This is a genomic window from Acididesulfobacillus acetoxydans, from assembly GCF_902729405.1.
In the GTDB taxonomy this organism is placed as follows: Bacteria; Bacillota; Desulfitobacteriia; order Desulfitobacteriales; family Desulfitobacteriaceae; genus Acididesulfobacillus; species Acididesulfobacillus acetoxydans.
In genome coordinates this window covers 2,867,264-2,880,808 of sequence record NZ_LR746496.1, presented here as the reverse complement: position 1 = coordinate 2,880,808, position 13,545 = coordinate 2,867,264, and the positions used below count along the sequence as shown (strand labels likewise).

Here is a 13,545-nt window from a genome sequence, read left to right as displayed (position 1 = left end):
TCCACTAAAGAAGAATGTCGAACAACCTTGCATTTGAAACGGGTAGCACTCGATAAGTGACCCAACCAGCTAAACATCGAATCATTCTTGTGGAGTGACACGCTATTTCACGGATAAGACCTCAAACGAGGGATCCAGGAGGAACGCACATCTATCTCTCTGACAAAAACGATTATAGCATGATATTTAGCGATAGATAGCTAGAGTGTCGATTGATTCATCTGAACAATAAGGACCAAGTTGTAAAAGAACGTTCGGGCTATATTCAAGGCCTGAGCCCTATACTTATCTTACAAGGAGGATAGTGATAATATTTACTCAGGATTAAGCTGCAGCAGAGGAGGCCGCAAACGTGGAAACAGATAAGAGGATTCGCCAGAAAACTCCCCTAGTGACGAGAAGGAACTTCTTAAGAACCATTCTCGGCGTGGGAGCAGGTTACGTTTATTTTCGCTATTTTCCTTTTGCCGAAAACACGAGTAACGTTAAAGAAGCTCATCCTCCTCTCGCCAAAGTTGACAGGAGAGTACCCCCGCCTTCTTCCCCACCTTCTGCCTCCCCCCTCCTCTTTGTCGCACACCTGGCGAATGCGCCCAGATATATGGTGACACCTACCTACGATCGTTCCGGGCAAGCGGTTCATCCCAGCATCGTTGATTTTAAGACCGAATATGGCCTGGAAAGTTGGGGGGGATTCCGCTATTGGATGGCGTTGACACCGTTTCCTTACTTTTGGAGTACTCATGAAAATCCCAGTCTTTTGGTGGGCCAAGATGGATTGAAGTGGCATAATCCACCTGCCATCAAAAACCCATTGGTTCCAAGACCATTCGGCTTAATAAACCGCAATTATAATTCAGACCCGGAGTTAATTTATGACCCGAATCAAAACATGCTAATCCTTTATTGGCGTGAATATAGCGAAGGCGCCTTTGAAAAAATCTGGGCCAAGAAAATCAGCCCAAATCATAAGCCAAGCAACAAGATTCTTTGCGTCGAAAAGAAGTGGGACCACAAGACCGGTTTGATCCTATCCCCAACCGTTTGGCGCAAAAGCGCCAAAGAATGGTACATGTGGACGACGGACGGGAACGTGACGATGCATTCGTATACATCAAGCAACGGCCTTGTCTGGAGCCCTCCACAACCTTGCAATGCCCCCTGGGATGCTTGGAACGGCGGCTATATTCCTTGGCATATCGCCGCAAAACCCAATCCTATCGAACACAACGTCGAGTTTTTGATTGCCGGTTGGTCGAAAAAGGGTACTATAAAAGATTGCCAACTATTTTATGCCACAGCACCCATGTCAGACCCCAAAGAACTCAGGATGCCCCTTGCGCAGCCGATCCTTCGTCGGGGCACCGGAAATCAGTGGGACAACGGTTACATTTATCGGAGCAGTTTCGTTCGGGAACCGGGTAATTCACAGACGCTACGCATATGGTATTCGGCTTGCTCGAATAAAAAAGTTTGGCACTTTGGCTACACGGAGGGTCAATTATCTCAAAGAACTCCCTCTCTTGTGTAATGCTTCCTTAGTCTTCTTTAGTCTTCTTCCCATCGGCCTCTCTATACCCCGGCCCTGCCGTGAAAACGATGCCCGAGGACAAGACAATTGCAAGGTGCCAGCCGAGCCATAGCAAGCAATAGCGAGCCACGGTTTCTTAAGGGGGTCGTGGCTGCTGTGAAAAAATATTTTTAGGCTCTGCGTTTCTTTCTTCCCACTTCTTGCATTGATTGCCCTCGCAAGGTATAATATACATACTAAACGCTGGGATGTTGTGAGCATCCCAGCCTGCACAATCGGGCCACTATAGGCGGCCATAGGGAGAGAAGAAGTAGCCTCCGTCTCAGGGGTGGGCTACTTCTTTTTTGTCATATTGTAAGCAAACTGGAGTATCAGAACCACTAATGTCGCAAACGCAATCATTAGCGTTAATGTTTGATACCACTGGGTCACCGGCCTCACCCTCTTCCAACGCGAAAATTGGAAGATTTAGGGGTTTGGCCGCCCACCGTGCCCTATTTCGTTGTGTAGCCTAAGTAGACCATACTTTTTCTTCAATTGTATGGGATAGTGTTACTGCCGCCGCATAGTGTCCGTGGATTGATGGCGTAGATTGTCCGTAATTTGACGGATGGACTGACCGAAATTCCTGGATCCGTCCGTCCGTCTGTCGCTTACATTGCGCATGTTCGGTAAAAAAGAGCCGGGAGCTTGCTACTGACCGGCTTTTGTTGCCCTTGTTAGTTGCACTGCCGAAATTTCCTTGCGGCTTGGAAAGCCAGAATGTCTCCGCATATTCGGATAAAAGGTTAAGTGAAGGTAGCTTTCCCACAAGGACAATTGATGGCCGCTCTGGCCGTGGGAAGAGTATTGGGAACGGGCAATGCATTAATTTTACCTGTGCAGACAGGAAACGTCATTACTGTATATTATCCATAAAAAAGAAAGGCGCCTAAAGGCGCGGTTTAATAGAGCTTGTTACAAAATAGCAAAAACAAATCAGAGACCGAACAGGTGTGCCTGCACTTCTGGGGCTTGGTTGTGATAGAGTTTTAACAAACTCTATCACAACCAGTGCAAGACCAAGGAGAACTACGCCCACACCCAATAAAAATCCAAGGATTATTTAGATATTCTCCACATACCATCCGTGTTTTTGGCCGTGTCAATGTCAACCGTTTTTTTACACACCAGGGTATGTTTGGCATATTGCCAGACTTGAGCGTAGCTCAGGTCCTTGGACGGACAGGGTGCCGGGGTTTGTACGCCGGAATATAGCCAATGCGCGTCCCAATAGAGGATTGAGGTCCCGGCCCAAGATTCACGCAGAATCGTCTGAAGCTGAGCTACTGAAGAATATACCCCTGGGATATATCCATCCGCCCTCACGGCACGGACCCAGCCTTTCACATAAGAAACATAGTGATTTTGATTCAGTTGCTGCGCTTCGAGATCTAGATAAATAGCTGATTTAACCGGTTGCCTAACTTCCCCGGCTAACAAAACGGCTTGTTGTCCATCCTTTTGACCTTGAGCATAAGATTGCGTTCCGCCATGAATCGTGTCCGTATGATTTGCACCGGAATAGATACTGACGATCCAAAATCCGGCATTGCTAAGGGTCGAGGCTTCCGATTCTGATAACGGTTTGCCAGGATAGCACGGCCCTCCTAAATAACGACCAACAAACCGATAGGGCGTACTTGTCCGTATACTTGATACCTCCAAAGAGAGGTCTGAGTCCGCATCAAGACCATTAATACAAGATGTTTGCTTGGAAATTGTCGTAGAGTTCGCCATTAAAGGTTTCGGGGGTACATCCTGCTTAGGGTGCTTAGGGACCGATGGGTTGAAAATCCACCCTAACCCAGCTGGACCTAGAATGGGTAAGAATATTGCCCGCGAAGCAATTTTCCGTTCTTCTTCATCTTGCGCTAAGAGCTGCCTCTCGGAAATACCAGGAACTCCTTCAATAAGGATGTCATCGTAGGGAAACTTTCTCTCATTTAGAAAATGTATCAACTGGCCAGGGAATCCGGCTTCCAAGCTGTAAATCAGCCCCGCCACGAATAGTAAAACAAAGAAGATCGCCAACCTTCTGCCCAAAGTCAACGATTTCCTTTTTTGCCACGTTAAAGCTGCATCACTCACAATGGCCTATCCCCCCCTCTCCCTCAAGAATTATGAAGGACAAGCCACGTTTAGAACCTTAAAGACCTCACGTCACATACAGGCTTACGCTTGCGTCCCATCGTACGGGAATAGAAATTCTTCTTGGAGAGGTAAAGGTATCGCTCAAAAGGTATTTGAGGTTTCAATGATTGGACTCAGTTCTCTTCCCAATGGTCACTCTTGGCCCAGGCCCGGCGATGGGTCCCAAGACCCGTGAGCAAATGGACTAAAAGGTAAAAGGCGAGCAAAGATAGCACCCCCAGTGGGGAAAAATATAGAAAATCGATTACACCTAGATCCACGCCTTTCAAAGCCTCTGCCCGAACTAATACGTTTCTCAGGTGCACCCTTTTTAATTCCGGCTTGTCGGTACTTGGTAAGACTGAACTCGCTTGTTGCCTGTTGAGCGTAGGCGCAGACGAAAAACCGTAATTGAGCAGCTCCTTCATATTGCTAAACAATTCCCCTCCTGGAGCCTTTAAAATCACGCCCACGAGTTCCCGCCCGCCGCGTGTCGCGGTGGCCACCAAACAGTTTTCAGCGGCCGTAGTATATCCGGTCTTCATTCCGTTGACATCAGGGTCCTGCCACAGTAATTTGTTTTCATTGACCATCACTGTAGGAACATTGGTTTGAGCGCGAGGAATGGTATGGATTTTTGTTTTGACATATTGACGAAAAACCGGATTTTGGTAAGCGACTCTGGCTAGCAGCGCCAAATCACGAGCGGTCGTAAAATGCCCCTTCTCTGTTAGACCGGTTGGATTCATGAAATGCGTATTGACCATGCCAATCTCTTTAGCTTTCTTATTCATCAAATCCACGAAATGCGGCAAATTCCCCCCAATGTGCTCCGCTACCGCCACGGCCGCATCATTGGCCGAATTAAGCAAGACGGCATAAAGGAGATCCTTGAGTGACATGCGTTCTCCCGGCTTCAAATAGATTTGGGTGCCATAGACTATTTTACTGTCCAACATCGTCCGACTGGCCGTAACCCTATCGTTAAGGTTGCCACGCTCAATCGCTAGAAGCGCTGTCATGATTTTGGTCGTGCTGGCTGGGTTAAGCTTTTCCTCCGGGTTTTTGGCATACAGAACCTGCCCTGACTGTAAATCCATCAGGTACACCGCCTCCCCTTGAATCGGAGGCACGGCCTTCATCGTCTGAGCGGAGACCGGGGATCCAAGATTCGCCATCAGCAAGGTTGTGGCCAGGACCAACGCCATGGTGAAATTCAACATTTTTGGTGTCTTTATCATTTCCGGCCCCTCTCGTTTTGGATGTTGAATGAGTAATAGGCAAAGTCTGATACCCCAAGTCTTTTTGATTGTGCTTGCAGCAACTCCCTACCTACATACTACTCAAAGGCCAAAACCCATATTCCGGCATAAAGACGCGCAGAGGACGATTTGGTATCTGTCTATGCTCTTACAGATTTGCTTTTGATTAGCCATAAACATTCACATGGATTCTAGGTATCGGTAGAGGGTTACGACGATTTTGCCAAACGCTATGCGGCGGGTTTGCCCATCGGTGTGTACGAGTTCCTTTATCCCCTGATGCAGGGATATGATTCGGTCGCTTTGCGGGCCGATGTCGAGCTGGGGGGTACGGACCAAACGTTCAACCTGCTTATGGGGCGCACCCTGCAGAAGGAAGCGGGTCAGGAACCTCAGGTTGCTTTGACGCTGCCTCTCCTGGAGGGCTTGGACGGGGTTCAGAAAATGAGTAAGAGCCTGGGTAATTACATCGGGGTTTACGAATCGGGGCGTGAGATGTTCGGCAAGACGATGTCCCTGCCGGATGAGTTGATGATCCGTTATTTCGAACTGGTAACCAAAGTTCCGGTTGCGGAGATTCGGCGGCCGGAAGCAGGCTTGCACGAAGGAACAACGCATCCCCGGGATTTAAAAATGCGTCTGGCCCGTGAGATCGTCGGTATTTACCACGGGGAAGAAGAGGCGGAAAGGGCACAAACGGAGTTTATCAGGATGTTCCAATAGAAGGAAGCCCCCGACGAAATGCCCGAGATTGAGGTGGGGGCCCTGAAGGGTCCGGACGGACGGCTGGAACTGGTGACCCTTTTGGTGGGCTCAGGTCTGGCCCCCAGCCGGGGAGAAGCGCGAAGATTGATTGAGCAGGGTGGGGTGCGCTTGCGCGAAGAAAGAGTAACCGATCCACAGGCGATCGTTTCCGAGTGCCGGGCAGGCAGGGACCTTAGTCTAAGACGGCGCCCGTGAGGGGAGTTCCTCGTTGATTAGGGCTATTTCGGGGCCAAAAACGGGATCGAATTCCTGGGTGAGAGCGATCAAAAGTAACGCAGCGGCCTGACGGTGACAGTATAGAGGCCACTTGTACGGCCATCTAAGATCTTTCGGGAGACTTAGGAATCCTCGCGTTTCCACGGGGGAGGAAGTCAATCTCCATGGCCCGCAAATCATGGAGCATCCTTTTTTCTGTCTCTATATAAGCCACACACATGGCACTAATGGGCTCTGACGGCTGCACTTATGCTCCCTGGCAAATTCGTCAATCAAGGGGATAGCCTTAAGGCGAACATGAACTTGTTCCGGCAAATCGGAGCCACCCGGGGGAGGAATCGGAATCCCCCTCCGGCATCTAGAATGAAGATACACATCATATTAATGGCGTCCGAACGACTAAGGCCGTGGTGATCGGCCCAATGATCTATAGCGACAATGTCCTTGAGGCGGACATGCACTTGAGGGATTTCACTCACCGGAATGATCGGCAGTGGACTTGAAAGGTCTGTCCTCTCCCGAACAATGGTGGCATCCCCTGCAACCGCCACAGCCCAAGGGAATATTGGAACCCGCCCGCGCGGACTGGTAGGCGCCTTTTGCTTCACAGGCCGCGCAGGCTCCCTTATTGATAATATAACGGATTGCCAGGACCAGAAGTGCGACCACGGCAAATCCAATAAAAAGGGTCGGTAAATTCATGGGTTGACTTCCTCTCCGATAAAAGCATTTGGCGGAAAACGCGCCTTCAGCCCTCATACTAGATAAAACCTTTCTGTGAACTTCTAAATAACTTTAAATCGCTTTACCCGCCCGGCCGAACATTGTCCCGCGGTGCGAAGACGGCCTTATCAGCAGGAAAACCGCCAAGGCCAAAAGGAGGAGCGCTATGCTTTGCCCGATTCCGAAACTGGCGCCGTAGAACAAGACACTGCCCAGCTGGTTGACGATAAACGCTATACTGTAGCCCAGTACAACCTGATAGCCAATGGCAATCGCTGTCCATTTGGAATTGCCCATTTCCCGGCTGGTGGTGGCCATGGCCACGATGCAGGGAGGATCAAAGAGATTCAGCAGCATGAATGAGAATGCTCCCAGCGCCGTAAACATGGAAGCGATACCGGTCATCACAAACTGCGTGTTATTCGGATCCGCGACACCGTTCAGAACAGCCAGAGTGCCAATCGCGCTTTCTTTTGCCATGAGAGCGCTGATCGTGGCGACCGCTCCTTTCCAGTTCCCAAAGCCAAGCGGGGCAAAGAGCCAGGCAATAGCATGCCCAATGCCTGCCAGCATGCTGCTCTCTATATCCACCATCTTCAGCGTCCAGCCGAAGGAAGAGAGGAACCAGATAAGGACACAAGCCGTAAAGATGATTGTACCGGCTTTAATAACAAAAGCCCGGGAGCGTTCCCACATATGGATCAGCACTCCTTTGAGCGCCGGGATATGATAAGGAGGCAGCTCCATGACGAAAGGAGCAGGCTCTCCTCCAAAGTAGGCTGTCTTTTTCAAGCCGATGCCGGATAAAATGATGATGGCAATCCCCAGAAAATACATAGCGGGCGCGATCCAGAAGGACTTCGGGAAAAATGTCGAGGCGATCATGGCAATGATCACCGTCTTCGCAGTGCAGGGCATGAAGGTGGAAAGCATGATTGTCATCCGGCGGTCTTTTTCGTTTTCGATAGTCCTGGCTGCCATAATGGCCGGTACACCGCAACCTGTGCCGATCAGAATCGGGATAAAGGATTTCCCGGAAAGACCGAATTTGCGAAAGATCCGATCCATGATGAAAGCAACCCTGGCCATATATCCCGAATCCTCCAGAAGGGAAAGGAAGAAAAACAGGATGAGCATCTGGGGAACAAAGCCGAGCACAGTGCCCACACCCCCGATAATGCCATTGACAATGAGCCCGTTGAGCCAGTCGGCGGCGCCCACGGTACTTAACGCCGCGGTGGCACCATTGGTGATCCAGGTGCCGAACAGGGTGTCGTTTACCCAGTCTGTGGCAATACGGCCCAAAGTGGTCACGGATGTATAATACATTAAAAACATAATAGCCGCGAAAATCGGAAGAGCGAGAAAGCGGTTGGTGGCAATGCGGTCAATTTTGTCGGAAACCGACATTCCTTTGGAGTTTTTACGGAGGCACTTGTTCACAAGTTGAGCAATATATTCATACCTTTCGTTGGTGATGATTGTTTCACTGTCATCCCCATACTCCTCTTCGATGGGGAGAATAAGGCTTTCCAGCTTATTTTTTTGCTCTGAGGAAAACTGGAGGGGTCCCAAAACCTTTTCATCCCGTTCAAAGAGCTTAACGGCATACCAACGGGCACGTTGCGGTTCCAGAATATCCTTGAATGCTTTGGCAATCCCGGAAAGGGTTTCCTCCACCTGTTTGCTGAACTTGCCCTGCGGGGCGGGGGTCTGTTTCCCTTTGGCGAGAGCGATGGCTTTTTCCGCGGCTTCCAGCGAACCTTCTCCTTTAATGGCGGCAGTTTCCACGACCTCGCAGCCTAGTGACGCGCCCAGCTTCAGGCTGTCAATCCGGTCGCCGGACTTTTTAACGATATCCATCATGTTCAGGGAAATCACGACCGGAATGCCCAATTCCAAGATCTGAGTCGTCAGGTATAAATTCCGCTCCAGGTTGGTGCCGTCCACCAGGTTGATGATGGCGTCCGGATGCTCATTGATCAGGTAGTTGCGGCTGACAACCTCTTCCAGCGTATAAGGGGAAAGGGAATAGACCCCCGGGAGGTCGGTAATGATCACGTCTTTATGGCCCTTTAGCCTCCCCTCCTTTTTCTCCACGGTAACACCTGGCCAGTTGCCCACATACTGGCTGCTGCCCGTCAGATCGTTGAACAGGGTTGTCTTGCCGCAGTTCGGGTTGCCGGCAAGCGCGATTTTCGTTGGCATTGCGCCTCCTCTTTCTTAAGACCATTCTGACGTTTAGACTAAAAAAAATCCGCGAAACCTTTCAGCCCACCTCTATGTTTTCCGCCTCGCCCTTGCGCAGGGAAAGCTCATAGCCGCGAACCGTGATCTCGATTGGGTCCCCCAATGGGGCTACCTTGCGCACAAAAATCTTGGTTCCTTTGGTAATCCCCATATCCATCAGGCGGCGGCGGAGTGCGCCTGTCCCGTTAAAGGCAAGGACGGATACGGTTTCTCCCGGGTTGATTTCTTTCAGTGTTTTCATGATTTTCCCCCTCCAACAGAAAAAATAGAAGTCAGGTAGTTAACACGCGGTTCGCCATTGACTTGCTGACCGCAACCCTGGTCCCCTTGACCTTTACAATAACATTTCCATTCATTTCCGAAACAACCATTACTTCAGCGTCCTCCACAAAACCCATGCTGCTGAGGAAGCGTCTTATATCGTCTTTGCCGGAAATAGACTTGACCTTGACCCGCTCCCCCGCGCGCACCATGCTCAAAGGAATTACATTTTTTAAAGACACCGCCTTTCCATGGCATGTTGTCCGGCTCGGAGCGGCTACAGCCGCTATTTTTTCCTTTTCCATTTGAAACCACTCCTTCAAAGGCTAGGGTTAAGTAGATTTTCCTTGCTCTTATCTTACTACGAGTGATTATCATTCTCAATAGGGAAGTTCAGATTTTTATTCCCTGTTTAAGGATCATCTGCATCTTCCTTCAAACCTGGCACATTCGCGCTATGTCGCTTTAAAAAGACAAAACCTACCATGTACATCAAACCATACTGATCTGCAACCCCTGATTGTACCGGCTGGGTATGAGGCGGGAACCCCCATGCTCATCCATAAACAGAGCGGCTGGCAGTTACACGTACCGGTAGTGCTGCCGAGAAAAGCGGTAAAGTTGGAGAGTGTCCAGGTCAGAGTGGGAAAGACCGACTTCAGAATGTGCTGCGTGGACTTAGGGATCAACCACCATCTCGTCATGACGATTCAGGATAGGAAAGGTCGAGTCTTAGCCACCAAGGTTATATCGGGTGGTGAGGACAATCATCTTAGGAAGAGCTATCTTGAGAAAGTTGTGAGACTTCAGAAACAGACCCGGGTGATTCCTGAAGGAGAACGCTTTGCGGCAGACCTTTGGGATAAAATTGGCAACTTCAACGATGATGTGGCACACCGGGTTTCGAGGGCCATTGTGGAGTTTGCCAAAAAGCACGGAGCTAAAACCATCGTCTTTGAGCACCTAACAAACCTCAAGCCCAGCAAGGGAACCCAGTCTCACCGGCTCAACCAGAAATTTATCTTCTGGGTCAAAGGGCGGATTGTCAAGTATACCCGGTATAAGGCGCTGCACGAAGGGATTGTGGTCAACCGGGTCAGTCCCAGGAATACATCTAAAGAATGCCCCTACTGCGGGGGTACATTCACGCGTTACCAAGGCGTGGCTCTCGCTAAATGCCCGACCTGTGGCGTCAAAGACGTGAACGCGGACTACATCGGTTCACTCGGTATTGGCCGGAACTTCAGAAAAAAATGGCTTGCCTGAATACGCTTTAAGCCCTGGCCGGTGACGGCTAGGCGTTCGGTTAGCCTATAGGGTTAACCGGATGAGGCACGAACCCGCTGGTCTTTTGGACTGGGTAAAATGCGGAATCAGCAGTGGGGCCTACGGCCCGATCACTTCGGTTAACGTGTACCCCAGGCAGATACGAAGTCCCCGGAAGCAACCGGGAATCCTCTGACTTCAGTCCGGGGAGGTTCAAGGATACCCTTTATAAGATTGATCTGGGAAAATTGGAGCGTGTTCTTGATAATGTCGTATGCAACAGCCTGGAATACCTGCCAGATGGCGGCAGTATCACCATAAAGGCTGAGGAAGAATCCAGGGAAATTCGTTTTGAAATTTCTGATTTGGGGCCGGGATTTGATTCAAAAATGAAGTAACCGAAGAAGAAAATGCCCGATATTAGTCCGAACGCCGTACTGCTGATATTCAGGGCCTTGTTCATGGTAAGCGCAGCATAGCCCAGGTTGACCCGATCCAGGAAGGAGACAATGTAGAGAATAAAAATGAATGGGATGAGGCGGGTCCATAATTTCTTGATGGTTCTGTCCTCTACTTCGGAATAATTGGCCATTGTTTATCCCCCTCTGAAAATGCGGTTGTTCTATCTTTACCTTCCACCCCTTCTCCACATCACAAATTCCACACACATGTCTTTGTCTAGACATAACTGCTCCCTGACGCGCTCTGCCATTGCAGTTTGCTCATTTGCATTTTCAGGCGTTCTCACTCCCCTTTCCCATAGGATTCGGCTAACAGTTCAACCGGATGCAAAACTTTGAGCGCCAGCCCGTGCCTTTTCAGGCCGTGAGCCAACTGAATACGGCAGGCCGGGCAAGAAGTAGCCACGATAGAGACCCCGGTTTTGCGCACATTTTCAATTTTACGGTCGAGAATTTTCATAGAAAGTTGATAATGGAAAATGTTAAAAGTCCCTCCGCCGCCGCAGCAGCGGTCGGCTTCAGCCATTTCCTCCACTTTAACATGGCTTGCGAGAAGTCCCCCGTCCTCTATAGGCCTCTATAGGCGGGGGATGAATCGCTATGGACATTCACGAAAAAGCCTATAGTATTTTCAAGATGCGCTGCGTCGACTAGAGGATGCTTTCAAACGGTTTTTCAGCGGTCTTGCCGGATATCCACATTACAAAGACCGGGACCACTACACTTCATTCAGTTATCCGCAAGTGGATAATGTCAAGAAGACGTTCAGCAGACCGGGTTGTATTTACTTGTCAAAAATAGGCTTTATTAAGATGAACGTTCACCGAGAGTTTCCGGCCCAGGCTATTTCGCGGGTCAATGTCAAATACCATGGCGGCAAGTGGTACGCTAATCTAACCACTGAAATACCAGAGGCTGAGCCGGTAGAAAATGCCATGAAAGCAGTGGGCATTGATCGCGGCATCAACCATTTTGCGGTTTTGTCTGACGAAACGTATATCGACAACCCGAAGTACTTCCGCAAAACAGAGAAAAAACTTGCCAAGGAACAGCGCAGGCTTTACCGCAAAAAGAAAGGTTCACACAACCGAGGGAAGGCCAAAGCGAAGGTCGCCAAAGTACACGCCAAAATCGCCAACCAACGCAGGGACTTTCTCCACAAGGCAAGTGCTCAGATCGTCAAGAACCATGACCTTATTATCATGGAGGATCTAAGGATAAAAAACATGATCCGAAATCACAAACTCGCCAAGAGCATCCAGGATGCCGGATGGGGGAAATTCGGAGACTACATTGAGTGCAAAAGTTTACGCCAGGGGAAACGACACGTTCTAGTTGACCCCAAGGGCACATCGCAAACCTGCTTATGTGGAGCGCATGTCCCCAAAGATCTCAGTGTCCGTGTCCATGAGTGCCCCGTTTGCGGATTAGTGATGGATCGGGATCTAGTGAGTGCTAAACTCATCTTAGAGCGTGGACTGAGTGTCATGGCCTAAATATAGATTTTCTGTAGGGCGGGAACCGCCCGAAGTTACGCCTGTGGAAATTGCGTAAGACCTCATCCAGCACTGAGAAACCTTGAGTACTGGACGAGGGCAACGGTTGATGAAACAGGAAGCCAACGTCCAAGTGTTCGCCGAGAAGCCCCCGCTTCTTAGCGAAGCGTAAGCGGGGGTGGTTCACCCCCTGCAGCTGCCACCTTGCGGGGTTCCTCCTTAATATTCTGATAGCGGACTGCATGACAGGGATCGTGATAAGTTGCGATAGCATCGACCGGCTGAGAACCGGATACGATTTTATCCTGCAAGAAGACGTTGATGTCCATGACCCTGCTGGCGAAGTTTTGGGCCTCCCCTTCTTCCTTTTCTCCCTCGAAGAGTTCGCCGTAGGATTGCATGGTTGACTCACAAGAAGCGCAGTCGGTCAGGATAACCTTCACATCTGCGCTGGCGAAGGCCCGGATGTTTTGACGCGCCAGCCGGCGGGCATTGTCCAAATCCCCGTAGTTGTGATGGGCCGCACCGCAGCAAACAATACCAGTGGGGATGACCACTTCAAAATCCAGTTTTTCCAAAACTTTTATGGCTTGCATGACGACTTGGGGAAAGACGTTATTATCCATGCAACTTAAGAAAAAGCCCGTTTTTTTGGCACTTTTCTTCAGCTTGCGCCCTTTGAGCATTTCCCAGAACGTTTGCTCCGGAAGCTCAGGCAATAAATCCTCTTTTGCTTTGAGTGTCTTGGGGAAGAGATGATTGAGCCTGACAGTGCGTACAAGTTTAACTGAGTCCAGGGCCAGGGAAAAACGTTCGGGCTTATTCAAGACATTGCGCAGTAGCACATGACGCACCAGCGGCTGGCCTTGTTGGACAGCATACTTGGCTCGGGCCGCCCTGACGATTCTGTCAGTTGGAACCTGGGGCGGGCAGCTGACCACACAGGCCCGGCAACCCAGGCATAAATCCAAATAGTTCCTCATGGTAGCGCTCAGGTCCAAACTCCCGTCTAGATGTTCCCTAACCAGTCTTATTCTGCCCCGGGCCACAGCCGTCTCCCGTTTTACCTCACTGTAAACTGGACAGACTACGGTGCAGGGACCGCAGAGGATGCAACATTCCTACCTTTTTTAAAAAGTCTT

At 50.0% G+C, this 13,545-nt stretch carries 13 protein-coding genes and 1 pseudogene; 5 read left to right on the top strand and 9 right to left on the bottom strand.

Translation table 11 applies throughout. From position 1 onward, the window contains the following. Positions 1 to 706 precede the first annotated feature (706 nt). Positions 707 to 1,531 carry a hypothetical protein gene (locus tag MNU25_RS12755; protein ID WP_240985416.1) on the top strand — a complete coding sequence of 275 codons (825 nt, stop codon included), beginning with the start codon at positions 707 to 709 and terminating at the stop codon, positions 1,529 to 1,531. 333 nt (positions 1,532 to 1,864) lie between these two features. Here MNU25_RS12755 and MNU25_RS20545 read toward each other — a convergent pair whose 3' ends face one another. The 3 genes from MNU25_RS20545 to MNU25_RS12745 all read right to left on the bottom strand — a co-directional run bounded on the left by MNU25_RS20545 (position 1,865) and on the right by MNU25_RS12745 (position 4,944). Then, complete coding sequence (locus tag MNU25_RS20545) at positions 1,865 to 1,963, bottom strand: putative holin-like toxin (RefSeq protein ID WP_420838685.1); 99 nt, start codon at positions 1,961 to 1,963, stop codon at positions 1,865 to 1,867. A 669-nt stretch (positions 1,964 to 2,632) separates the two neighbouring features. Further along, the gene (locus MNU25_RS12750) at positions 2,633 to 3,661 is read right to left on the bottom strand and encodes a DUF1906 domain-containing protein (protein WP_240985415.1); all 1,029 of its coding nucleotides are present in this window, start codon (positions 3,659 to 3,661) and stop codon (positions 2,633 to 2,635) included. 176 nt (positions 3,662 to 3,837) lie between these two features. Continuing rightward, entirely contained in the window at positions 3,838 to 4,944 is a 1,107-nt protein-coding gene (locus MNU25_RS12745; RefSeq protein ID WP_372503624.1) for a D-alanyl-D-alanine carboxypeptidase family protein, read from the bottom strand. 234 nt (positions 4,945 to 5,178) lie between these two features. Here MNU25_RS12745 and tyrS point away from each other — a divergent pair. Continuing rightward, positions 5,179 to 5,925, top strand: a pseudogene (gene tyrS / locus MNU25_RS12740) (tyrosine--tRNA ligase); the annotation flags it as partial. A gap of 492 nt (positions 5,926 to 6,417) precedes the next feature. Here tyrS and MNU25_RS12735 read toward each other — a convergent pair. From MNU25_RS12735 to MNU25_RS12720, 4 genes are all read right to left on the bottom strand, one after another. Next, positions 6,418 to 6,648, bottom strand: coding sequence for a hypothetical protein (locus MNU25_RS12735; protein WP_240985414.1), 231 nt, complete (start codon positions 6,646 to 6,648; stop codon positions 6,418 to 6,420). 93 nt (positions 6,649 to 6,741) lie between these two features. Further along, the gene (gene feoB, locus MNU25_RS12730; RefSeq protein WP_240985413.1) at positions 6,742 to 8,877 is read right to left on the bottom strand and encodes a ferrous iron transport protein B; all 2,136 of its coding nucleotides are present in this window, start codon (positions 8,875 to 8,877) and stop codon (positions 6,742 to 6,744) included. A gap of 61 nt (positions 8,878 to 8,938) precedes the next feature. Further along, complete coding sequence (locus MNU25_RS12725) at positions 8,939 to 9,160, bottom strand: FeoA family protein (protein ID WP_240985412.1); 222 nt, start codon at positions 9,158 to 9,160, stop codon at positions 8,939 to 8,941. 31 nt (positions 9,161 to 9,191) lie between these two features. Then, positions 9,192 to 9,485, bottom strand: a complete 294-nt coding sequence (locus MNU25_RS12720) for a FeoA family protein (RefSeq protein WP_240985411.1) — start codon at positions 9,483 to 9,485, stop codon at positions 9,192 to 9,194. A gap of 247 nt (positions 9,486 to 9,732) precedes the next feature. Between MNU25_RS12720 and MNU25_RS12715 the strand changes: the two genes are divergently transcribed. Then, the gene (locus MNU25_RS12715) at positions 9,733 to 10,446 is read left to right on the top strand and encodes an IS200/IS605 family accessory protein TnpB-related protein (RefSeq protein WP_240985410.1); all 714 of its coding nucleotides are present in this window, start codon (positions 9,733 to 9,735) and stop codon (positions 10,444 to 10,446) included. A 113-nt stretch (positions 10,447 to 10,559) separates the two neighbouring features. After that, a complete protein-coding gene (locus MNU25_RS20540) occupies positions 10,560 to 10,844 on the top strand; it encodes an ATP-binding protein (protein ID WP_372503625.1) in 285 nt (94 codons plus the stop codon). 346 nt (positions 10,845 to 11,190) lie between these two features. Here MNU25_RS20540 and MNU25_RS12705 read toward each other — a convergent pair whose 3' ends face one another. Beyond that, positions 11,191 to 11,442: a heterodisulfide reductase-related iron-sulfur binding cluster gene (locus tag MNU25_RS12705; RefSeq protein WP_261487229.1), complete on the bottom strand. Its 252-nt coding sequence runs from the start codon at positions 11,440 to 11,442 to the stop codon at positions 11,191 to 11,193. 106 nt (positions 11,443 to 11,548) lie between these two features. Here MNU25_RS12705 and MNU25_RS12700 point away from each other — a divergent pair, with 106 nt between their 5' ends. Continuing rightward, positions 11,549 to 12,403 carry an RNA-guided endonuclease InsQ/TnpB family protein gene (locus MNU25_RS12700; RefSeq protein WP_240986838.1) on the top strand — a complete coding sequence of 285 codons (855 nt, stop codon included), beginning with the start codon at positions 11,549 to 11,551 and terminating at the stop codon, positions 12,401 to 12,403. Positions 12,404 to 12,561: 158 nt separating this feature from the next. Here the strand turns inward: MNU25_RS12700 and MNU25_RS12695 are convergent, their stop codons facing one another. Next, on the bottom strand, positions 12,562 to 13,515 hold the full coding sequence (locus MNU25_RS12695; RefSeq protein WP_240986837.1) for a (Fe-S)-binding protein: 954 nt from the start codon (positions 13,513 to 13,515) through the stop codon (positions 12,562 to 12,564). Positions 13,516 to 13,545: the final 30 nt, after the last annotated feature.

Bases quoted from the DNA above. Each gene is read 5' to 3' on its own strand.
- MNU25_RS12755 (WP_240985416.1), top strand. From the start codon at position 707: ATGGCGTTGACACCGTTTCCTTACTTTTGGAGTACTCATGAAAATCCC.
- MNU25_RS12745 (WP_372503624.1), bottom strand. From the start codon at position 4,944: ATGATAAAGACACCAAAAATGTTGAATTTCACCATGGCGTTGGTCCTG.
- MNU25_RS12735 (WP_240985414.1), bottom strand. From the start codon at position 6,648: ATGAATTTACCGACCCTTTTTATTGGATTTGCCGTGGTCGCACTTCTG.
- feoB (WP_240985413.1), bottom strand. From the start codon at position 8,877: ATGCCAACGAAAATCGCGCTTGCCGGCAACCCGAACTGCGGCAAGACA.
- MNU25_RS12725 (WP_240985412.1), bottom strand. From the start codon at position 9,160: ATGAAAACACTGAAAGAAATCAACCCGGGAGAAACCGTATCCGTCCTT.
- MNU25_RS12720 (WP_240985411.1), bottom strand. From the start codon at position 9,485: ATGGAAAAGGAAAAAATAGCGGCTGTAGCCGCTCCGAGCCGGACAACA.
- MNU25_RS12715 (WP_240985410.1), top strand. From the start codon at position 9,733: ATGCTCATCCATAAACAGAGCGGCTGGCAGTTACACGTACCGGTAGTG.